Raw genomic sequence first — 20542 nt, 5'->3', positions numbered from 1 at the left:
GCCCCGCCCCGCCCGGCCGGCGGCCGCCGGCTCACGGGCTCACGGGCTCACGGCGAGGAAGATGTACGCGGCGAGGATCGCCAGATGCACGCCGCCCTGGAGCAGAGTGGCCCGGCCGGGCACGATGGTGAGAGCGCCGACGACGACGGTGAGTGCGAGCAGCACCATGTGGGTGGCTCCGAGACCGAGCAGCAGCGGTCCTTCCAGCCAGATGGTCGCCAGAGCGATCACCGGGATCGTCAGACCGATGCTGGCCATGGCGGACCCGAGCGCCAGGTTGAGGCTCTGCTGCACCAGGTCCCGGCGGGCGGCGCGCACCGCGGCGAGCGTCTCCGGCATGAGGACGAGCAGGGCGATGACGACGCCGACGACGGAGTGCGGCAGCCCCGCGGAATCGACGCCGGACTCGATGGTGGGCGACACCGCTTTGGCGTCGCCCACCACGGCGACCAGCGCGACGAGGAGCATGACGAGGCTGAGCAGAGCGACCGGGCGGCCGGGCACCGCCGAGCGCTCCTCGTCCGTGGCGTCCTTGACGGCCCCGTCGTGCGTGACCGGGAGGAAGTGCTCACGGTGACGTACGGTCTGCATCGCCACGAACAGCCCGTACAGCCCCAGTGATGCCACCGCGGCGAACGTGAGCTGGGCGGAGGAGAACTCCGGGCCCGGCTTGCTCGTGGTGAAGGTCGGCAGCACCAGACTGAGGGTGGCGAGGGTGGCGACGGTGGCGAGCGCGGCGCCGGACCCCTCGGCGTTGAACACGGCGACTCTGCGGTGCAGGGCCGCCACCAGCAGGGACAGCCCGACGATCCCGTTGCATGTGATCATCACGGCGGCGAACACGGTGTCCCGGGCAAGGGACGCCGACTTGTCGCCTCCGTCGACCATGAGGGTGACGATGAGCGCCACTTCGATGACGGTCACGGCGACGGCGAGCACCAGCGAGCCGAACGGCTCCCCCACCCGGTGGGCGACCACCTCGGCGTGGTGCACCGCGGCGAGGACCGCACCCGCCAGACAGAAGGCGACGACGACCACCGCGAGCAGCGGCAGGTCCCGGCCCCAGCTGAGCACCAGGGCGACCAGCGCGACCAGTGGCACCCAGACGGTCCATTGGCCCATGACGGAGTTGATCTTCACCGCGCTCATAGGTGCCAGGCTGCCAGCGCCCGGCGGTCACCGCGCGACGACTCGCGGCCGCCCGCGCGGGGGCGCGCCGCCGGTCGCCGGACTGCCGGCTGAATCCACCGGCCTGCGGCAAGCGCATCGCGACGGGTACGGGTCCCTCGGGTGTGGCGTGCCGTCGACGGGGCGGGGGCTCGGGCCGTGCCACGGGACGGCATGGCGAAATCCCGCTCGGTAGAAGGTAAATGCATCGACAGTGCCTCTCCACGCCCGGCAGAGTGGCCGCCCGTGACGAGCAGTGAGCTGTGGACCCGTGCGACCGCCGAGCACTACGACGCCGAGGAGACCGAGATGTCCTCGGCCGCCGTTCTCGAACCGACCCTCGCCTTCCTCTCAGAGCTCGCCGGAGACGGCCGGGCACTGGAGTTCGCCATCGGAACCGGACGCGTGGGCGTCCCGCTCCGGCAACGCGGCGTGCCGGTGGTGGGCATCGAACTGTCGGAGCACATGGCTGCGGTCCTGCGGCGCAAGGTCGACGAGGACACGCTCCCGGTCGCCGTCGGAGACATGGCCACGACCGTCGTCCCCGGCGAGTTCACGCTCGTCTATCTCGTCTACAACACGATCACGAACCTGCTCACGCAGGACGAGCAGGTCGAATGCTTCCGTAACGCCGCACGTCACCTGAGGCCCGGCGGCCGATTCGTCATCGAGCTGGGCGTGCCGCCGCTGCGGTTCCTGCCGCCCGGCCAGACCGCGGTGCCGTTCGACGTGTCCGAGCAGCACCTCGGCTTCGACACCTTCGACCTGGTCCAGCAGATTCTCGTCTCGCACCACTTCACCCGTGACGAAGACGACGGCCGCTACCGCCGCAGCAACTCCCGGCACCGGTACGCCTGGCCCGCGGAGCTCGACCTGATGGCACGGATCTCCGGGCTCGAGCTGGAACACCGTGTCGCCGACTGGGACGGGGCGCCGTTCACCCAGGACTCCACCAAGCACATCTCCGTGTGGCGCAAGCCGGTCTGAGGTCGGCCACCGGGCCGACACGCCGAGCCGCACGAAGCCAGGGCATCCCGGTCCACATCCGGTTCGGCCTGTCACGCAGCCACTAGCCTGCTCCCGTGCCCGACGACACCACGCGAGCGAAACGCGACGACAGCCCCGAGGAGTCCCGGCGGCCGGGCCTGAGCCGGATCTTCGACGAGGACGCGGAGTTGTACGACCGCGCCAGGCCCGGATATCCGACCGAGCTGTACGACGACCTCGCCGAACTCGCGGGTGTCCGCACCGGGAGCCGCGTACTGGAGGTCGGCTGCGGGACCGGTCGGGCGACGGTGCCGCTGGCCGCGCGGGGCTGCCGGATCACGGCAGTCGAGGCAGGGCCCCGCATGGCCGCGGTCGCCCGCCGCAACCTGGCCGGGGCCTCGGCGGTGGAGGTGGTGACCGCGGATTTCGAGACATGGCCGCTGCCCGGGGAACCGTTCGACGCGGTCGTCTCGGCGACGGCGTTCCACTGGATCGACCCGGCGGTACGCATGGCCCGTTCCCCGCCGACGCGCTGCGTCCGCGCGGCGCACTCGCCGTGGTGCGGAGCCAACATGTGATGGGCGGCACCGAGGAGTTCTTCGTCGACGTCCAGCGCTGCTACGAGCGCTTCGACCCGGCCACCCCGCCGGGGCTGCGGCCTCCTGCGGCCGCCGAGATCGACGGCTCCGACCATGCCGAGGAGGTCGCGCGGAGCGGCCGGTTCGGCCCCACGGTCTTCCGCCGCTACGTGCGGGACCTCACGTACGCCACGGCGGACTATCTGGACCTGCTGCGGACCTACTCCGGCCACCGCGCTCTTCCCGAAGCCGCCAGGAGAGGGCTGCTGGCGTGCGTCGCGGACCTGATCGACGGGGAGTACGGCGGGCGGGTGACCAAGCGGTATCTCATCGAGCTGGGCGTGTCGCACAGGCGGTGACGCCGCCCGGCGCGCCGCGATGAGCGACCGGACCACGCGTGACGCAGTGGCGCCGGCGACGGTCCGGCGACACAGGCTCCGGCCGAGCCGGAGCACCGGCGGATCAGTGAATCGGCTGTCCGCCGGTGCCCTTGTACCGCTGCACGCGTCGTGCGCGGGAACGCGACCGACGGACGCCGACGTTCGGGCCGGGTGCGACGGGTGCGGGCGCTGCGCCCGTCGTCCGTGCGCCCGCGGTCATATGGCGCGTTCGTGGCCCTCCCAGTACGGCTCCCGCAGGCGTCGCTTGTAGAGCTTGCCGTTGGGATCGCGTGGCATGGAGGCGACGAAGTCCACCGATCCGGGGCGCTTGTAGGGGGCCAGGTGCCGTGCGCAGTGGGTGAGGATCGCGGCGGCGAGGTCGTCGCCCGGCGAGTGGCCGTCCGCCGGTTCCACCACGGCCTTGACCTCCTCTCCCCGGTCGGCGTGCGGGACGCCGAAGGCCGCCGCGTCGGCGACGGCGGGGTGGGTGAGCAGCGCCGCCTCGATCTCGGCCGGATAGATGTTCACCCCGCCCGAGATGATCATGTCGATCTTGCGGTCACGCAGGAAGAGGTAACCGTCCTCATCGAGGTGGCCGAGGTCGCCGACCGTGAAGAAGTCGCCGATGCGGTTGCTCCGTGTCTTGGCCTCGTCCCGGTGGTAGCTGAAGCCACCGGTCGTCATCTTCATGTAGACCGTGCCGAGTTCTCCCGGCGGCAGCCGGTTGCCCTCGTCGTCGAAGACGGCCAGCTCACTGATCGGCCAGGCCCTGCCGACCGTGCCGGGCCTCTTGAGCCATTCGTCGGCCGTCGCGAACGCGCCGCCGCCCTCGCTCGCCGCGTAGTACTCCTCCACACAGCCGCCCCACCAGTCGATCATGGCTCTTTTGACGTGCTCAGGGCAGGGCGCCGCCCCGTGGACGGCGTGCCGCATCGACGAGACGTCGTAGCGCCGTTTCACGTCCTCGGGCAGGGCGAGCAGGCGGTGGAACTGTGTCGGCACCATGTGGGTGTGCGTGCACCGGTACGTGTCGATGAGGCGCAGCATCTCCTCGGGCGCCCACTTGTCCATCAGTACGAGGGGGTGCCCGATGTGCAGGGCCGCGCCGGCGAACTGGAGCACCGCCGTGTGGTACAGCGGCGAGCAGACGAGGTGCACGTTCCCCTCGTGGGGCCGGATGCCGAAGATGCCGAGGAAGCCGCCGAGGTGGCTCTCCTCCGGGAGTCTGCCGGGCAGGGGCCGCCGGACGCCCCGCGGTCGGCCGGTGGTGCCGGAGGTGTAGTTCATGACCCAGCCCAGGGTGCGGCCTTCCGGCGGCGTGTCCGGCTGCCCCTGGAGGAGCTCCTCGTAGGGGCGGAAACCGGCCACGTCGCCGACGGCGAAGCGGTGGGTGCGGGGCAGGTCCGCCTCGTCGGCGGCGTCGGCCGCCGCGTCGGCGAAGCGTTCGTGGGTGACGAGTACCTTGGCGCCGGAGTCGGAGACGATCCACGCGATCTCGGGGCCGACCAGGTGGTGATTGACGGGGACCAGATAGAAGCCCGCCTGGGAGGCGGCGAGATAGGCGGCCACGAGTTCCGCGCAGTTCGGCAGGACGACGGCGAACGCGTCCCCGCGTCCGAGGCCTGCCGCGCGCAGCCCGTGCACCAGCCGGTTGGCGGCGGCATGCAGCTCGCCTGCCGTCCAGCTCCTGCCGGCCGGGTCGGTCAGTACGGTGCGGGCGGGGTCGGCTGCGGCCTGCGCCCAGAAGCCGTTCCCCGCCGGCCCGGAAGCGTCTACGGGAGCACCGGTCATCACGCGCTCCTTCCGGCGATGCGGTTGATGCGGTCGACGGCCTGCTCGAAGCCACGGGTCAGATCGTCGAAGACCTCGCGCACGCTGCGCTCGGAGCTCATGCGGCCGACGATCTGGCCCACGGGGGTTCCCAGCAGCGGCCCGACCTCGTACCGCTGGATGCGGGAGACCGCTTCCGCCACGAGCAGTCCCTGGAGCGGCATGGGCAGGGTGCCGGGTCCTGCCGGGTCGTCCCAGGCATCCGTCCAGGCGGTGCGCAGCTGGCGGGCGGGCTTGCCGGTGAGGGCGCGGGAGCGGACGGTGTCGCCGGAGCCCGCGGCCAGGAGTTTCGCGGTGAGGGCGCGGGATCCGAGGGTCGCCTCCGTAGTCGTGAGCCAGAGGGAGCCGAGCCAGACGCCCTGGGCACCGAGGGCGAGGCCCGCGGCGATCTGTTCGCCGCTTCCGATGCCGCCGGCCGCCAGGACCGGCAAGGGGCCGACCGCTTCGACGACCTCGGGGGTGAGCACCATGGAGGCGATCTCACCGGTGTGGCCGCCGGCCTCGTAGCCCTGGGCGACGACGACGTCGATGCCTGCCTGGGCATGGCGGCGGGCATGAGCGGCGCTGCCGGCGAGGGCGGCGACGAGGACTCCGTGGTCGTGGGCGCGTGCGACGACGTCGGCGGGTGGCGGTCCGAGGGCGTTGGCCAGCAGTTTGACGGGATGGTCGAAGGCGACGTCGAGTTGGCTGCGGGCCACTTGTTCCATCCAGCCGGTGATGCGCCACCCGGAGGCCTCGCCCTCGGCCAGCTCGGGTACGCCGTGCCGGGCGAGGGTGTCGGTCACGAATCTGCGGTGCGTCTCGGGGATCATCGCCTCGACGTCCGCCTCACTCACGCCCTCGACCTTCTTGGCGGGCATGACGACGTCGAGCCCGTAGGGCATGCCGCCGGTGTGCTCCTGCATCCAGTCGAGGTCACGCCTCAGGTCGTCCGGCGCGGTGTAGCGGACCGCGCCCAGTACGCCGAAGCCCCCGGCACGGCTGATGGCGGCGGCCACCGCGGGGAACGGTGTGAAGCCGAAGATGGCGTGCTCGATGCCCAGTTGTCTGCTCAGCTCCGTCTCCATGGGCGCAGGATGCCGTAGGACGCCGGACGAGGGAAGACGTTTCCTGATGCAGCGTCAGATTCTTTGGAGTGGTTGACAGACCCGGAGGACCGCAAGAAAGTTTCACGTGTCGCGGAAGATCCGAAAGATACTTTCAAAGACGCGCAGAGAGGGGTCCGTATGACCGACGACTCGGCGGGCAGAGGGATCAGCAGACGAAGGCTGGGCGGTGGGGTGCTGACGCTGGGCGGTGCGCTCGCCCTGGGACCGGTCCCCTTCGCGGCAGCCGCCGGGCGCGACGGAGGCTCGGGCGCCGGCGGGACGGACCCCGGGAGCGGCTCGGGACACCGGCCGACGCTGCGGCGCGGCACTCCGCAGCGGGCCGGGCTGCTGACCCGTCATCTCGACCAACTGGTCTCGGACGCCGAGAAGTTCCTCGCCCCCTCCCCCAAGCACCCGTGGTACGCGGGTGCGGTGCTGCTCGCCGGGCGGGGCGGCACGGTGGCGCTGCACCGGGCGATCGGCAAGGCGCTGCGCTACTCGGCGTACGACGAGAAGACCGACACGGCCGTCGAGCTCCCGGCCGACCAGCAGATCCCCATGGCCGAGGACACCGTCTTCGACCTGGCGTCCGTCTCCAAGCTCTTCACGTCCGTCCTGGCGGTGCAGCAGATCGAGCGCGGCACGCTGGAGCTGGAGGCCCCGGTCGCCTCCTACCTGCCGCGGTTCGCCGGGGCGGGCAAGCAGGACATCACGGTGCGTCAGCTGCTCACGCACACCTCCGGCTTCCGTTCCTGGATCCCCCTGTTCAGGGAGCCCACACAGGAGGCCAGGCTCGAGCGGCTGTGGAACGAGGCCCCGGCGAACCCGCCGGGCAGCACGTACCTCTACTCCGACCTCAACCTGATCTCGCTCCAGCTCGTGCTGGAGAAGATCACCGGTCGCCCGCTGGATGCGCTGCTCCATGACGAGATCACTGCTCCGCTCGGGATGCACCGCACCCGTTTCAATCCGCCGGCGTCCTGGAAGCCGAAGATCGCGGCGACCGAGGACGCCAGGCTGCCCTGGTCCGGACTCGACCGCGGCTTGGTGTGGGGCGAGGTCCACGACGAGAACGCGTACAGCTTCGGCGGCGTGGCCGGTCACGCCGGCGTCTTCTCCTGCGCCTGGGACCTGGCGGTCCTCGCCCGCACGCTGCTCAACGGCGGTGTCTACGGCAGCTCCCGCATCCTGCGCCCGGCCTCCGTCGAGCTGATGTTCTCCGACTTCAACACCGCCTTCCCCGGCGACGAGCACGGTCTGGGCTTCGAGCTCTACCAGCACTGGTACATGGGCGCGATGGCGACACCGCGGACCGCCGGGCACACCGGCTTCACCGGCACCAGCCTTGTCCTCGACCCGACCACCGACTCGTTCCTGATCGTGCTCGGCAACTCGGTCCATCCCGTCCGCAGCTGGCGGTCCGGCAGCGCGCCCCGGGTCGCCGCCGCCAACAACATGGCCAGGGCCGTCGCCGTCCGTCCCGACCACGGCCGCACCGCCTGGTTCGCCGGCATGGCCGGCTCCACCGCGGCGACCCTCACTCTGCCCGCGCTCGCCCTCGCCTCGGCCAGGCCCCTGCTGCGGTGCTCGTTGTGGTGGGACACCGAACCGCGCTCCGACGCTCTGTACCTCGAAGCGTCACAGGACGAGGGCGTGACCTGGCGGCCGGTCCCGTTCACGGCCGCCCGCAGGGGCGGCGAGGAGGAGCCCCACCCGGCCGGCTCGGCGACGGGCTGGTCCGGGCGGGCGTGGCACCGGGCCACGGCGGACCTCACCGCGTGGCGCGGCGCGCCGGTACGGCTGCGCTGGCGGTACGCGACCGACCAGCTCTACGTCGGCCGGGGCGCCTACGTCGACGCCATCCGCGTCGAGGACGGGCCGGGCCCGGCTGCCTTCGACGAGGCACGCCCCGAGGACGCCGCGCTGATCGAGCCCAAGGGCTGGACGGCCTCCAGGGACTGACGACCACTCACCGACCGGAACCGGCACACGCCCGCCGCGGGGCGCCGGCACCCGGCCGGCGCACGCCCGCCGCGGGGCCGAGCCCCGGCCCGGAATCTCTGCGGAACCGGCACGCGAGCTGCCGGGGGTACCGGACCCCTACGACCGGGCGCGCCCCGCCACGCATGTCGCGCGAGCGCCCGGGACCAGCGCTCGGGCGCGGGCAACCCGGTAGCCGACCGGGCCTGGTGCGTGCCTGCACCGAGACGGAGCCCGGCACCGCACGCCACGCCAGGGCGCGCCCCGCCGCGCGTGTCGCGCCAGCACCCGGGACCAGCGCTCGGGCACGCTCGTGGTTCAGCCGCCCGGCCGCGCTCAGGCGCGCGCCCCCGTACCCGACCAGGACCGGCGCACGCCCGCGCCGGGACCGAACGAATCCGCCGCGGGAGCGGTGGGCGCGGGTGCCGGAAGCCCGAGCTCGGCGCGGGAGCGGCCCGCGTTGGGCCCGCGCGGCCGCCCGCCGTGCGGGCATCAGCGCCCCAGCGCGGCCATCGCGGCGTTGTGTCCCGGCACGCCGCTCACTCCGCCTCCGCGGACGGCGCCCGCCCCGCACAGCAGGACGTTGGCGTGCGCGGTCTCCACGCCCCACCGCCCCGTGGCGCCGGTGTCGGTGGCGTACGGCCAAGACAGGTCGCGGTGGAAGATGTGGCCGCCTGGCAGCCGCAGTTCCCGCTCCAGGTCCAGCGGTGTCTTGGCCTCGATGCACGGTTCGCCGTTCGCGTCGAGCGCGAGGCAGTCGGCGATCGGCTCCCCCAGACACGCGTCGAGTTCGGCGAGCGTCGCGGCGAGCAGCTCCGCGCGTGTTCGTTCGTTGTCCTCGGCGAACAGCCTGGCGGGGGTGTGCAGTCCGAAGAGCGTCAGTGTGTGGCAGCCCTGGGCAGCGAGTTCCGGCGAGAGGATCGACGGATCGGTCAGCGAGTGGCAGTAGATCTCGGACGGCGGAGCGCTCGGCAGCCGCCCCGCGGCGGCCTCCCGGTAGGCGGTGGCCAGTTGACCGTAGCCCTCCGAGACGTGGAACGTGCCGGAGAAGGCGTCCTCGGGGGCCACGGAGGTGTCCCGCAGCCGCGGCAGCCGCCGCAGCAGCATGTTGACCTTCAGCTGCGCGCCCTCCGCGGGTTCCGGGCTCTCCTCTCCGAGGAACGCGGCGAGCGCCTGCGGTGAGGCGTTCACGAGGACCCGGCGGGCGGCGACCGCGCCCTCGCCCGCGCGGTTCCGGTAGGCGACCTCGGCGCGCTCGCCGTCCGTCTCGATCCGAGTGACCTCGTGTTCGAGCGCGAACTCCGCGCCCGCGTCGCGTGCCGCGGCGGCCAGTGCGTCGGTGAGCGCGCCCATCCCGCCGACGGGCACGTTCCAGTCGCCCGTGCCGCCGCCGATGACGTGGTAGAGGAAGCAGCGGTTCTGTACCAGCGACGGATCGTGGGCGTCGGCGAACGTGCCGATGAGGGCGTCGGTGAGGACGACCCCGCGGACCAGGTCGTCGGTGAACCGTTTCTCGATGGCGGCGCCGATCGGCTCCTCGAAGAGCATCCGCCAGGCCTGCTCGTCGTCGACCCGCTTCCGTAGCTCGTCCCTGGTGGGCAGCGGCTCCGTCAGCGTCGGGAAGACCCGCTGCGCGACCTGGCCGGTGATGCCGTAGAACTCGCGCCACGCCTCGTACTCGCGGTCCCCGCCGGTGAGGGCCGCGAAGGACTCCCGGGTCCGGAAGCCGCCGACCAGCAGGCCGCCGTCGCCCTTGGGCGTGTAGGAGGACACGGTGCGCCCCCGCACCGCGAAGTCCAGCCGCAGATCGCGCACGATCTTGTCGGGCAGCAGCGAGACGAGATAGGAGAACTGGGACAGGCGGGCGTCGACACCGGGGAACGGACGGGTGGAGACGGCCGCTCCCCCGGTGTGCGGCCGGCGCTCCAGCAGCAGGACGGAGCGTCCGGCGCGGGCCAGATAGGCGGCGGCGACCAGGCCGTTGTGGCCGCCGCCCACGATGACGGCGTCGTACGAGGCGAGTGCGGGCATGGGCGGACACTAACCGCCGGGCGCCCGCTCCGTCACCGTCCCGCGCAGCGCGGCGACCCGCCGGTACAGCTCCACCGCCTCGGTGTGGCGGCCCAGCTGCTCCAGGCAGTGCGCCTCATCGTTCCTGCTGGCCAGCGTGTCGGGGTGGTCCGGGCCGAGGACCCGCTCGCGGTCCCGCGCCACCTGTTCGTAGACGCCGAGCGCGTCGGCCCAGCGGGCGAGCCAGCCGAGTGCCACGGCCACCTCGCGCCGGCTCACCAGCGTGTCGGGGTGGTCCGGGCCGAGGATCCGCTCGCGCAGGGCGCTCACGTCGCGCGCCTGGGCGAGAGCCTCGTCCCAGCGGCCGAGCCGGCCGAGATTGACGCCGAGACCGTGGCGCGCGCGGAGGGTCTCCGGGTCGTCGGGCCCGCCGACGCGGGTGCGGTCCTCGACGAGGGAGCGGTAGAGGTCCAGGGCCTCCGCGCCGCGGCCGAGCCGGCCGAGGCAGATTCCGGTCTCGTAGCGGGCCGCGAGGGTGTCCGGATGATCGGGGCCGAGGGTCGCGGCGCGGGCCGCCGCGACGTCCTGGTAAGTGGCGAGCGCCTCGGCCCAGCGGCCCAGCAGTCCGAGTGCGTAGGCCATCTCGTAGCGGGTCACCAGAGTGTCGGGGTGGGTGTCGCCGAGCACGCGGGCGCGGGCCGCCGCCACGTCGCCGGCGATCCGGAAGGAGTCCTCGATCCGGCCCATGCGGCTGAGGTTGAAGGCGAGGTTGTGCCGGCAGCGCAGGGTGTCGGGGTGGTCGGCCCCCATGGTGCGCTCGCGGGACTCGAGGACGGTGGCGTAGATCCGGTCGGCCTCGGCGTACCGGCCGAGGCCGCCGAGCACGTACGCCGCCTCCTGCCGGGCGGCGAGCGTGTCCGGATGGTCCGGACCGAGGGCGGCCTCGCGGCCCGCGGCGACCCCGCCGAACTCCTCGAGCGCGTCCGTGGCGCGTCCGGTACGGCTGAGGCTGAAGCCGACCTCGTAGCGGCTGGACAGGGTGTCGGGGTGGTCGGCGCCCAGCAGCGCCTCGCGTTCCGCGGCCACCGCGCGGTGCACCTCCCCCGCCTCCTGCCAGCGACCGAGGCGGCCCAGGCTCAGGCCCGCGTTGTGCCGGGTGGCGAGGACGGCGAGCAGTTCGGGAGGCGGAGTGGTCCGGGTGTGCCCCTGGGCGGGCACGCGGACGCCGGTGTGCGGGACGGCGGGAACGGAGGGGCTGGTCCACCGGCCGGTGAGCGCCGCGGTGTGGTCCTGCTCCGGGGCCACGAACTGCGCTGAGAAGGAGCCGGTCGCCTTGTGGCCGACCGTCATGCCGCGTGTCCAGTAGGGCAGGGCGGCCTCCCGGGAGGCGTCGGGCAGGGCCTGGCGCTGGAGGGGGACGACGGCGGGGGCGTGCCGTACGTGTCCGGACGCGCCGATCCTGCGCCGCAGGTCGCCCGCGGCGGCGGGCCGCTCCTCCGGGGTCTTGGCGAGCAGGTCGAGGACCATCAGGTCGAGGAACTCGGGGATCTCGTCGCGGTGTTCACGCAGCGGCCGGGGCACGGTGTCGCGGTGCCCGACGAGGATCGACCAGGTGTCGCCGACGTCGAAGGGCGGGGAGCCGGTGGCGAGCTCGTAGAGCACGCAGCCCAGCGAGTACAGGTCGCTGCGGTGGTCGACCTGGCCGCCGGCGATCTGCTCCGGTGACATGTAGTGCGGGGTGCCCATGGCGATGCCCGTGCCGGTGAGCTTGGACGTGAAGCCGATGTCCTCCCCGAGGCGCGCTATGCCGAAGTCGCAGATCTTCACCGCGCCTCCGGTGAGCCGCATGATGTTGGCGGGCTTGAGGTCCCGGTGCACGATGCCCTGTTCGTGGGTGTAGTCGAGGGCGTCGGCGATCTGGTCGGCGATGTCGACGACGTCGGTGACGGGCAGCGGCTGCTGCTTGTTGTCCTCGAGCAACTGGCTGAGGTTGCGCCCCTCGAGCAGCTCCATCACCAGGTACAGCACGCCCTCGTGCTCCCCGAAGTCGTGGACGACGGTCACGCCCCGGTGCTGGAGGGCGGCGGCGACGCGTGCCTCACGGCGGAAGCGTTCCCGAAGGATCCGGGTGAAGGACCGGTCGTGCTGGGACCCGATCGGCTTGAGGCATTTGACGGCCACATGACGGCCGAGGGATTCGTCGCGGGCACGCCACACCTCGCCCATGCCGCCCCGCCCGATGAGATCGAGCAGTCTGTAGCGGTCCTGGATCAGCCTGGTTTCCGCCATCGCGTGCTGTCGCCCCCGTCACTTCGCTGCGCCCTCCCCGGCCGGTCCAGTATGGCGGTCCGTCTGCGTAGTTTGTACGGGGCCGGGCGTGCGCCCGGCCCGAGTCGCGCCATCGCTTTGAGAATGTGACCGGGCGGGAGTTGCCAGCGTATACGGGAGGGAACGCAGCGCAGCAGGTTGCCCGCGACGGTGAGTTGCCGTGTCACGCGGTCGGGCGGCGGGGCGGCTCTGCCGTACAGGTCGTGGGCGTACGGGGGCAGGGCGTTGTACGCGAGTGCCGACACACGTTCCCATGCCAGTCGGCGTGCCGGGACCAGGAGCGGGTGGACGGGCGGCCGGCGGAGGAAGTCGTCGACGTCGCGGGCCTCCGGTCCGGCGGCGAGTTCCGGCCGGACCGTCTCGAAGTAGTCGGCCAGCTCGGTGGCGGTGGCGGGAACGGAGGCGGGGTCGAGCCCGACGAGGCGGGCGGCTTCCCGCTGTTCGCCGAGGTAGCGGTCGGCGTGCTCGTCGTCCAGCGGCAGGCCGGAGCGGCGGGCGACCTCGAGGTAGGAGCCGACCTCCGCGCAGTGCACCCACAGCAGCAGTTCCGGTTCGTCGACGCCGTAGCGTTCCCCGGTGGCGGGGTCGGTGGCCGTCAGCCGGCTGTGGATCCGGCGGACGCGGGCGCCGGCCTTCTCCGCGGCCTCGGTGGTTCCGTAGGTGATGGTGCCGACGAAGTCCGCGGTGCGCATCAGCCGGCCCCAGGCGTCCTCGCGGAAGTCCGAGTTCTGCATGACGCCGCGGACCGCACGCGGATGCAGCGCCTGGAGGTAGAGGGCGCGTACGCCGGCGATCCACATGATCGGGTCACCATGGATGTTCCACGTCACGGAGCGGGGTCCGAACAGTCCGGGGTCGGCGGCCTGTCGTGGGGCCGCGTCCGGCGTCATGTCCGGGATCTTCGGCGTCATGTCCGGGGTCATGGGTCACCCAGCTCCCTCGTCCGGCACTGCCGCTCGACGGTCAGCTCGCAACCGCGGGCGAGTCGGACCATGGTAAGTGCGTCAGAGCCGAAAGGATCAATCCGGGTATTCAAGAACTTCTGACCCTAAGGTGGGGCAGCGTGAAGGGCCACCAGCGAGTACGGGACGACGAGGGGAGCGCGGTCCGGCTGATCGCACTGTCGGACGGCGTGTTCGCCATCGCGATGACATTGCTGGCGCTGGACATCGCGCTGCCCGCCGGCCTGGACCCCGCCGAGTTCGACGAGGCGCTGGCGGACGTGATGCCCAACGTGTGGGCGTACGGGCTCAGCTTTCTGGTCATCGCGGCGTTCTGGCGGGGCCACCACCAAGTCTTCCGGTACGTGGTGAAGGTGGACGGGACGGTCATCCGACTGGGCCTGCTGGGCCTGGGGCTGATCGCCCTGATGCCCTTCCCCACCACCCTGCTGGCCGAGTACGGGGACCTGTCCCGGGCGGTGGCGGTCTACTCCGGCGCGGTGGCCGTCATGGGGATCGCCCAACTCGCGCTGACGATCGCGCTGTGGAAGCGCCCGTGGCTGTCCGGCGCGACGCTGCCCGAGCGCGTCGCGCGCAACGACGTTGCCGATCTCGCGGCGACCGTTCTGGTGTTCGCGATCGCCGTGCCGCTGGCCTTCGTGTCCCCGACGGGCGCGAAGCTCTGGTGGGCGGTGCTGATCCCGGTCAAGTGGGTGCTCGGCGAGCGGGGCAACCGCCTGCGCGCCGCCGCCCGCGATTCGGCTCAGGAGAGTACGTAACACGATCCCGGCCATGATCCTGGTCGATCACCGGTCCCGGCCGCTCGGGGCGCACGGTGACAACGGCAGGCACACGAGCCGGCGAGCGCTGGAGGAGCTGACGTGGACACCGACCGAACCGCCAAGGCCGGCGGCCTGCACTGTCTGGTGACCGGTGCGTCCGGATACATCGGCGGGCGGCTGGTGCCGGAGCTGCTGAAGGCCGGTCACCGGGTGCGATGCCTCGCCCGTACTCCGGGCAAGCTGCGTGACCATCCCTGGGCCGGGGCGGTGGAGGTGGCCAAGGGTGATGTCACCGACGCCGACTCGGTCGCTGCGGCGCTGGGCGGCATCGACGTCGCCTATTACCTGGTGCACGCGCTGGGGACCGGCTCCGGGTTCGAGGAGACCGACCGCCGTGCGGCCAGGACCTTCGCCGAGCAGGCTCGTGCGGCCGGTGTGCGGCGGGTCGTCTACCTCGGCGGACTCACGCCGCGCGGCGTTCCTGAGCGGGAGCTGTCCCCGCATCTGCGCTCGCGTGCCGAGGTCGGCCGGATCTTCCTCGAATCGCCCGTGCCCGCCACCGTCCTGCGAGCCGCCGTCGTCATCGGCTCCGGGTCGGCGTCCTTCGAGATGCTGCGCTACCTGACCGAGCGACTGCCGGTCATGGTCACCCCCAGTTGGGTGCGCACCCCCGTCCAGCCCATCGGGGTGCGCGACGTACTGCGGTATCTCGTCGGCTCGGCCACCATGCCGGACGACGTGAACCGGGCGTTCGACATCGGCGGGCCGGACGTCCTGACCTATCGGGAGATGATGCGCCGATACGCCGTCGTCGCCGGGCTGCCGCGACGGCTGATCGTGCCCGTGCCGGTGCTCACTCCCGGTCTGTCGAGTCACTGGGTCGGCCTCGTCACACCGGTGCCCGCGTCCATCGCCCGGCCGCTGACGGAGTCCCTGCGTCACGAGGTCGTCTGCCAGGAGCACGAGATCGCCCGCTACGTGCCCGACTCCCCCGGCCATCCGCTGCCGTTCGACGATGCCGTCGCCCTGGCGCTGCGGCGTGTCCGCGAAGCACAGGTCGCCACCCGCTGGTCGTCGGCCGGCCTGCCCGGCGCTCCGAGCGATCCGCTGCCCACCGACCCCGACTGGGCCGGCGGCAGCCTGTACGTGGACGAACGGCAGCGGACGGTCGAGGCGTCCCGCCCGGCGCTGTGGAAGGTGATCGAAGGCATCGGCGGGGAGAACGGCTGGTACTCCTTCCCGCTCGCCTGGGCGGTCCGCGGCCGGCTGGACCGTTTCGTCGGCGGTGTGGGGCTGCGCCGTGGCCGTCGCGACGCCGAGCGCCTGCGCGCCGGCGACTCGCTCGACTTCTGGCGGGTGGAGGAGATCGAGACGGCGCACCTGCTCCGGTTGCGTGCGGAGATGCGGCTGCCGGGTCTCGCCTGGCTGGAGATGTACGCCGAGGAGGACGACGAGGGCCGCACCCGCTACCGGCAGCGCGCTCTGTTCCACCCCCGCGGCCTCTTCGGTCACGCCTACTGGTGGAGCGTCTCGCCGTTCCACGCCCTGGTGTTCGGCGGCATGGCGCGCAACATCACCCGAGCCGCCGCCGAAGAGATGAGCGCCCGCGGAGAGAACCCGCCTCCTGAGCGGGTCCGCAGGCCGGGCTCCCCCGGCAGCGGGTCCTGATGGGCCGGCCCCCGCGGCACCGGCCGCCCGGAACCAGGAGTCGCACATGACCGTCGCGGTCGTCCTGTTCACCTCTGACCTGCGGCTGCACGACCATCCCCCGTTGCGGGCGGCGCTGCGCGCCGCAGACGAAGTGGTGCCGCTGTTCGTGCTCGACCCGGCCGTTCACACAGCCGGCTTCGACGCGCCGAACCGGCGTGCGTTCCTCGCCGACTGTCTTGCCGACCTCGACGCCTCGCTGCGCCGGCGCGGCGGGCGGCTGGTGCTGCGCGCGGGGCCGGTGGCCCGGGAGGTCGGCGCCGTCGCCGCCACCTGCGGGGCGCTCGAGGTGCACATGGCCGCGGGCGTGACCCGGTTCGCGCACCGGCGTGAGGAACTGCTGCGCGGGGAGCTGGCCGCGCGCGGCGTGCGGCTGGTCGCGCACGACGCCGTGGCGACGGCCGTCGCGCCGGGCGCCGTGGTGCCCACGGGCTCCGACCACTTCGCGGTCTTCACGCCCTATTTCCGCCGCTGGTCCGCGGTACGGCTGCGTGAGCCGGAAGCCGCCCCGCGCAAGGTACCGGTCCCCGACGGTGTGCACAGCGATCCGCTCCCGGCCCGGGGCTCGGGGCCGGGCGTCTCCCCCGGGATTCCGGCCGGCGGCGAGAGCGAAGGGCGCCGGCGCCTGGCCGACTGGGTTCGCGGCGGTCTCGACACCTACGAGGAACGGCACGACGACCTGGCCGGCGACGCGACCTCGCGGCTCTCTCCCTACCTGCACTTCGGGGCGCTTTCCCCCGTCGACGTCGTACAGCGGGCCAGGGCACGCGGTGGCCCGGGTGCGGAGGCGTTCGTCCGGCAGCTGTGCTGGCGCGACTTCCACCATCAGGTGATGGCCGCCCGGCCGGAGTCCTCGGTACGCGACTACCGCGCACGCGACGACGATTGGCGCACCGAGGAGGCCGCGGAGGAGATCGCCGCCTGGAAGGAAGGCCGCACCGGCTACCCGGTGATCGACGCTGCGATGCGCCAGCTCAGGCACGAGGGGTGGATGCACAACCGTGCCCGGCTGCTGGTGGCGAGCTTCCTCACCAAGACGCTGTACGTGGACTGGCGCGTCGGTGCGCGCCATTTCCTGGACCTGCTGGTGGACGGCGACATCGTCAACAATCAGCTGAACTGGCAGTGGGTGGCCGGGACCGGCACGGACACGCGCCCTCACCGCGTGCTCAACCCGGTGGTCCAGGGCAAACGCTTCGATCCGCGAGGCGCGTACGTGCGCCGCTGGGTGCCTGAACTCGAGGGTGTCGCAGCCCGGTACGTCCACGAACCATGGCGGCTGCCCCCGCTCGAACGGACCCGGCCGGCCTACCCGGAGCGCCTGATCGGCCTCGCGGACGGCCTCGCCCGGTTCAAGCATGCCCGCGGCCGGGACTGAAGGAGATCGTTCGTACCCGACATCCCGGACCCCGGCCGCCGGAGACCCGAGCACCCCGGTCCGCGGACGGTCCACGGCGCCCGGGGGCGGTGCCCGTCATGGCACGTCTGACGTGCGCGGAAGGGGGTATGCGAGCGGGCGACCAACCCAGCGGATCGAGGAGTCGATATGTCGTCAGCGACCACCGATGTCGTCGAGCTGATTCTGCGGGACCACCGCAGGATGGAGGAGCTTTTCCGCACCATGCGCAGCGCCGAAGCCGATCGCGCCGCCGCTCTGCGTGAGTTCTCGGCCCTTCTCGTCGCCCACTCGGAGGCCGAGGAGGACGAGGTCTATCCCGCGCTGCGTCGCTACAAGAACGTGGACGGCGACGATGTCGAGCACGGCGTCCATGAGCACGAGGAGGCCAACGAGGCGTTGCTCGCCCTGCTCGAGGTGAAGGACACCGCGTCCGAGGAGTGGGAGGAGAAGCTCGAGGCGCTCGTCGCGGCGGTCAACCACCACGTCGACGAGGAGGAGCGGACGCTGCTCAACGACACCCGTGAGAACGTCGCCGACGGCCGCCGGGCCGAACTCGGGAAGGCATTCCGCGAGGCCCGCGCCAAGCACCTCCACGCCGACTGCGGCAGTGTCGACCACGTACGCGAACTGGTCGCCTGACGTGCCGGGCCCGGTGGCTCGGTACCGGCGGGCCCGGCCGGTGAAAGGCGGCAGGCGGGGCATACGGCCTGCATGAGTGATCTTGTTGCAGCCGCCGAGGGCGGTGGGGGACGCATATGACCGTTCACTTCAGGAGCCCCGGACGCCAGAAGCGGAAACCTGCCTTCAGTATGCGGCAGTTGGTCCTCTTCTTCGGACTCGTCGCCATCATCCTGTGCGCCGTCGGGCTCACGCTGAAGCTCATCGTCAGAGCGGCCGAGGAACGGCCGGCGGCGGCGGTGGCCGTGGCGGCCGTCCTCTGCGTGGCAGCGGCCGGGCTGGGCAGCGCCCGCCGTCGTCGCGCGGCCGGGCGGCTCGCCGACGGCCTGTCGGACCTCACGCACCACGCCGCAGGCACGAGCGCGGGGGAACAGGCGCGGACACCTGCCCCGTTGCCCGAAGGCGAAGAAGCACCGCGGACCTTCGAGGCGGACGACCTCGCGGCCATGGATCCCGTCGACTTCGAACAGGCCGTCGCCGCTCTGTGCGAACGCGACGGCTGCCGGGACGTCCAGGTTGTCGGAGGTGCGGGGGATCTCGGTGCCGACGTGGTCGCCACCACGCCCGACGGCAGGCGTGTCGTCATGCAGTGCAAACGCTACGGCCCGATGAACAAGGTCGGTTCCCAGGAGGTGCAGCGATTCGGCGGCACGTGCTTCGCCGTGCATGAGGCGAGTGTGGCGGCCGTGGTGACCACGGGCGAGTTCACCCGGCCCGCGGTCGAGTACGCGGAACAGTGCGGGATCCTGTGCTTCGACCACCAGAGCCTCGTCGCCTGGACCGACGGCAGCGGGCCCGCCCCGTGGGAGGCCGAACCGCCTTCGCCGTCCGCCGTCCCCGGCTCTGGGCAAGAGACCGAGGAAGGCACCGTCGGCACATGAAGCCGTGCCGAAGGCTGCAGAAGGCTGCCGAAGGCGATCGCCGGCAGACCACGGCGCGGACGCCGCATGGCCCAAGCGATCCTCGACGAGGGCCGCGGTGTCACGGACGAGGACCTCGTCGTCCGGCGAAGGTGGTCCCGCGGGATGATCGGACGATGACCAAGATCGTGTTGATGTCGGACCCGCGAGTTGCCGCCATACCTGTCACCGAGTGCGGTGAACGCCTTGTGGACGTCCGCCGCAGTGGTTCGTTGCTGGTCGATACCCGCAAGCAGGACCCGGCGGATGCCTTCGCGTACCTGCGCGAAGGCGTGCTGGAACGGCTGCTCAAGGCCCAGGAACTACTCCCGCGGGGCTTGCGGTTGCTGTTCGTCGAGGGGTACCGGCCTCCCTCCCTCCAGCGGGAGTACTTCGAGGAGTACGCCGGTCAGCTGCGCGCCGCCCGGCCCGGCTGGTCCGCCGAGCAGATCCACTCAGCGGCGAGCCGGTACGTGTCGCCGCCCGACATCGCCCCGCACAGCGCCGGCGCGGCCGTCGACCTCACCCTGGCCGACACCGACGGGCGCGAACTGCACCTGGGCACGCGCATGAACGCGGATCCGGAGGAGAGTGCGGGCGCGTGCTACACCGATGCCGCCGGCATCAGCGAGGAGGCCCGTGCCAACCGCGCGCTCCTGGGCTCCGTGCTCACGACCACGGGGCTGGTGAACTACCCCACGGAATGGTGGCACTGGTCGTACGGGGACCGCTACTGGGCCTTGAACACGGGAGCAGCCGCGGCCCTCTACGGCCCGAAGGAGATCGGCCCGCGCAGCTGACCCGTAGGGCCGTCCTGACGATCTTTCTCCGGGCGGGCGCAACCGGCACGCCGCCGGAGCACGTGTGGGCAGTGGGAGAAGTTCACAAGACGTTGCCCGTCGTGGCCGTGCGGAATCGGACCGCGCGGCCCGTGAGGATCAGGAGCCGTTCCATGTCGGACAAGATCACGCTGCGCCCGGTCACCGCCGACGACCTCGATGTGTGGGAGCAGGAGTTCAACGGGCCGGAGGGCTGGGGCGTCCACCAGTGGTTCGGCTTCCAGTCGACGGCCGACCTGCGCCGCCGCTTCGCGGAGAACGGCCTCCTCGGCCCGGACGGGGGGCTGTTCTCCGTCGTCGAGGGCGACGTGACGGTGGGCCGGGTCAAGTGGTTCCCCGGCACCTGGGGGCCCGCGGACCTGACCAACTGGAGCCTGGCCATCGGCCTGGTGCCCTCCGCCCGCGGCCGGGGCATAGGCACCCGGGCCCAGCAGCTCCTGGCGGCCTACCTCTTCGAGCACAGCAGGGCCGACCGGATCCAGGCGTGGACGGACGTGGCCAACCTCGCGGAGCAGCGCGCGCTGGAGAAGGCCGGTTTCGTCAGGGAAGGCGTGCTGCGTTCCGCGGTGTGGCGCGGCGGGCAGTGGAACGATTCGGTGATCTACTCCATGCTCCGCGCGGAGCGACCCCGCGACGCGGAGCTGTGAGAGCGGAACGCCGAACGCCTGACGGGGCCGGCGCCGCACCTGAGGCGGAAGCGCCGGCCCCGCGGGCGGAAGCCCCGGCCCCGGCAGCGTCCCCGCCGTGAAGAGAGAGGCGGATCCTTCACTTTCTGCCTGCGCCACGTGCACGGCACCCGACAGGGCCGAGCGGCCCGCCGTACGGGCCCGAGCGGGCCCCACGTTCCGCTGAGACCACGCTCCGTCGTCATAGGCGCCGGCCGCGCCCGCATCCGTCGGGCAGGCCGTTCCGCGCAACCCGTTCGGCGGAATCGCTCCGGCTTGCTCCG

At 72.3% G+C, this 20542-nt stretch carries 15 protein-coding genes and 1 pseudogene; 10 read left to right on the top strand and 6 right to left on the bottom strand.

The window, feature by feature from the left end:
* Nucleotides 1-39: 39 nt before the first annotated feature.
* Entirely contained in the window at nt 40-1149 is a 1110-nt protein-coding gene (locus tag ACTMTU_RS27975; RefSeq protein WP_441266228.1) for a calcium:proton antiporter, read from the bottom strand.
* Nucleotides 1150-1413: 264 nt separating this feature from the next.
* On the opposite strand from ACTMTU_RS27975, the gene ACTMTU_RS27970 reads away from it, so the two are divergent.
* Both ACTMTU_RS27970 and ACTMTU_RS27965 read left to right on the top strand, forming a co-directional pair.
* Entirely contained in the window at nt 1414-2154 is a 741-nt protein-coding gene (locus ACTMTU_RS27970; RefSeq protein ID WP_441266227.1) for a class I SAM-dependent DNA methyltransferase, read from the top strand.
* Nucleotides 2155-2249: 95 nt separating this feature from the next.
* Nucleotides 2250-3091: pseudogene (locus ACTMTU_RS27965) on the top strand (class I SAM-dependent methyltransferase).
* Nucleotides 3092-3328: 237 nt separating this feature from the next.
* On the opposite strand, the gene ACTMTU_RS27960 reads toward ACTMTU_RS27965, so the two are convergent.
* Nucleotides 3329-4903: an acyl-CoA synthetase gene (locus ACTMTU_RS27960; RefSeq protein WP_441266226.1), complete on the bottom strand. Its 1575-nt coding sequence runs from the start codon at nt 4901-4903 to the stop codon at nt 3329-3331.
* Complete coding sequence (locus ACTMTU_RS27955) at nt 4903-6009, bottom strand: NAD(P)H-dependent flavin oxidoreductase (protein WP_441266225.1); 1107 nt, start codon at nt 6007-6009, stop codon at nt 4903-4905. Before ACTMTU_RS27955 ends, ACTMTU_RS27960 begins: the two co-directional genes overlap by 1 nt.
* A gap of 159 nt (nt 6010-6168) precedes the next feature.
* Here ACTMTU_RS27955 and ACTMTU_RS27950 point away from each other — a divergent pair, with 159 nt between their 5' ends.
* On the top strand, nt 6169-7992 hold the full coding sequence (locus ACTMTU_RS27950; protein WP_441266224.1) for a serine hydrolase: 1824 nt from the start codon (nt 6169-6171) through the stop codon (nt 7990-7992).
* 510 nt (nt 7993-8502) lie between these two features.
* Here ACTMTU_RS27950 and ACTMTU_RS27945 read toward each other — a convergent pair.
* The 3 genes from ACTMTU_RS27945 to ACTMTU_RS27935 are packed head-to-tail and all read right to left on the bottom strand — an operon-like array spanning nt 8503 to nt 13238.
* Nucleotides 8503-10041 carry a phytoene desaturase family protein gene (locus ACTMTU_RS27945; RefSeq protein ID WP_441266223.1) on the bottom strand — a complete coding sequence of 513 codons (1539 nt, stop codon included), beginning with the start codon at nt 10039-10041 and terminating at the stop codon, nt 8503-8505.
* Nucleotides 10042-10050: 9 nt separating this feature from the next.
* On the bottom strand, nt 10051-12309 hold the full coding sequence (locus ACTMTU_RS27940) for a tetratricopeptide repeat protein (protein WP_441266222.1): 2259 nt from the start codon (nt 12307-12309) through the stop codon (nt 10051-10053).
* Complete coding sequence (locus ACTMTU_RS27935; protein WP_441266327.1) at nt 12291-13238, bottom strand: oxygenase MpaB family protein; 948 nt, start codon at nt 13236-13238, stop codon at nt 12291-12293. The genes ACTMTU_RS27940 and ACTMTU_RS27935 overlap by 19 nt, the downstream gene beginning before the upstream one ends.
* A 173-nt stretch (nt 13239-13411) precedes the next feature.
* Between ACTMTU_RS27935 and ACTMTU_RS27930 the strand changes: the two genes are divergently transcribed.
* From ACTMTU_RS27930 to ACTMTU_RS27900, 7 genes are all read left to right on the top strand, one after another.
* Nucleotides 13412-14068 (top strand): TMEM175 family protein, encoded by a 657-nt coding sequence (locus tag ACTMTU_RS27930; protein WP_441266221.1) that lies wholly within the window; start codon nt 13412-13414, stop codon nt 14066-14068.
* A 102-nt stretch (nt 14069-14170) separates the two neighbouring features.
* Nucleotides 14171-15739, top strand: a complete 1569-nt coding sequence (locus ACTMTU_RS27925; protein ID WP_441266220.1) for an SDR family oxidoreductase — start codon at nt 14171-14173, stop codon at nt 15737-15739.
* Between the two features lie 46 nt (nt 15740-15785).
* On the top strand, nt 15786-17156 hold the full coding sequence (locus tag ACTMTU_RS27920; protein WP_441266219.1) for a cryptochrome/photolyase family protein: 1371 nt from the start codon (nt 15786-15788) through the stop codon (nt 17154-17156).
* 168 nt (nt 17157-17324) lie between these two features.
* Nucleotides 17325-17816: a hemerythrin domain-containing protein gene (locus ACTMTU_RS27915; protein WP_441266218.1), complete on the top strand. Its 492-nt coding sequence runs from the start codon at nt 17325-17327 to the stop codon at nt 17814-17816.
* A gap of 170 nt (nt 17817-17986) precedes the next feature.
* Nucleotides 17987-18736, top strand: a complete 750-nt coding sequence (locus ACTMTU_RS27910) for a restriction endonuclease (RefSeq protein ID WP_441266217.1) — start codon at nt 17987-17989, stop codon at nt 18734-18736.
* A 155-nt stretch (nt 18737-18891) separates the two neighbouring features.
* On the top strand, nt 18892-19554 hold the full coding sequence (locus ACTMTU_RS27905) for a M15 family metallopeptidase (protein WP_441266216.1): 663 nt from the start codon (nt 18892-18894) through the stop codon (nt 19552-19554).
* A gap of 152 nt (nt 19555-19706) precedes the next feature.
* Nucleotides 19707-20240: a GNAT family N-acetyltransferase gene (locus ACTMTU_RS27900; protein ID WP_441266215.1), complete on the top strand. Its 534-nt coding sequence runs from the start codon at nt 19707-19709 to the stop codon at nt 20238-20240.
* The last annotated feature ends 302 nt before the right edge of the window (nt 20241-20542 follow it).

The organism is Streptomyces sp. OZ13 (assembly GCF_052068155.1).
Lineage (GTDB): Bacteria > Actinomycetota > Actinomycetes > Streptomycetales > Streptomycetaceae > Streptomyces.
The sequence above is the reverse complement of the archived record's forward strand: the minus strand, read 5'-3'. Positions and strand labels throughout refer to the sequence as shown.

Excerpts from the sequence above, each read along its gene's own strand:
- ACTMTU_RS27910 (WP_441266217.1), top strand. The coding sequence starts at position 17,987 with ATGCGGCAGTTGGTCCTCTTCTTCGGACTCGTCGCCATCATCCTGTGC.
- ACTMTU_RS27975 (WP_441266228.1), bottom strand. The coding sequence starts at position 1,149 with ATGAGCGCGGTGAAGATCAACTCCGTCATGGGCCAATGGACCGTCTGG.
- ACTMTU_RS27905 (WP_441266216.1), top strand. The coding sequence starts at position 18,892 with ATGACCAAGATCGTGTTGATGTCGGACCCGCGAGTTGCCGCCATACCT.
- ACTMTU_RS27960 (WP_441266226.1), bottom strand. The coding sequence starts at position 4,903 with ATGACCGGTGCTCCCGTAGACGCTTCCGGGCCGGCGGGGAACGGCTTC.
- ACTMTU_RS27915 (WP_441266218.1), top strand. The coding sequence starts at position 17,325 with ATGTCGTCAGCGACCACCGATGTCGTCGAGCTGATTCTGCGGGACCAC.
- ACTMTU_RS27900 (WP_441266215.1), top strand. The coding sequence starts at position 19,707 with ATGTCGGACAAGATCACGCTGCGCCCGGTCACCGCCGACGACCTCGAT.
- ACTMTU_RS27935 (WP_441266327.1), bottom strand. The coding sequence starts at position 13,238 with ATGACGCCGGACGCGGCCCCACGACAGGCCGCCGACCCCGGACTGTTC.
- ACTMTU_RS27950 (WP_441266224.1), top strand. The coding sequence starts at position 6,169 with ATGACCGACGACTCGGCGGGCAGAGGGATCAGCAGACGAAGGCTGGGC.
- ACTMTU_RS27945 (WP_441266223.1), bottom strand. The coding sequence starts at position 10,041 with ATGCCCGCACTCGCCTCGTACGACGCCGTCATCGTGGGCGGCGGCCAC.
- ACTMTU_RS27955 (WP_441266225.1), bottom strand. The coding sequence starts at position 6,009 with ATGGAGACGGAGCTGAGCAGACAACTGGGCATCGAGCACGCCATCTTC.
- ACTMTU_RS27940 (WP_441266222.1), bottom strand. The coding sequence starts at position 12,309 with ATGGCGGAAACCAGGCTGATCCAGGACCGCTACAGACTGCTCGATCTC.
- ACTMTU_RS27920 (WP_441266219.1), top strand. The coding sequence starts at position 15,786 with ATGACCGTCGCGGTCGTCCTGTTCACCTCTGACCTGCGGCTGCACGAC.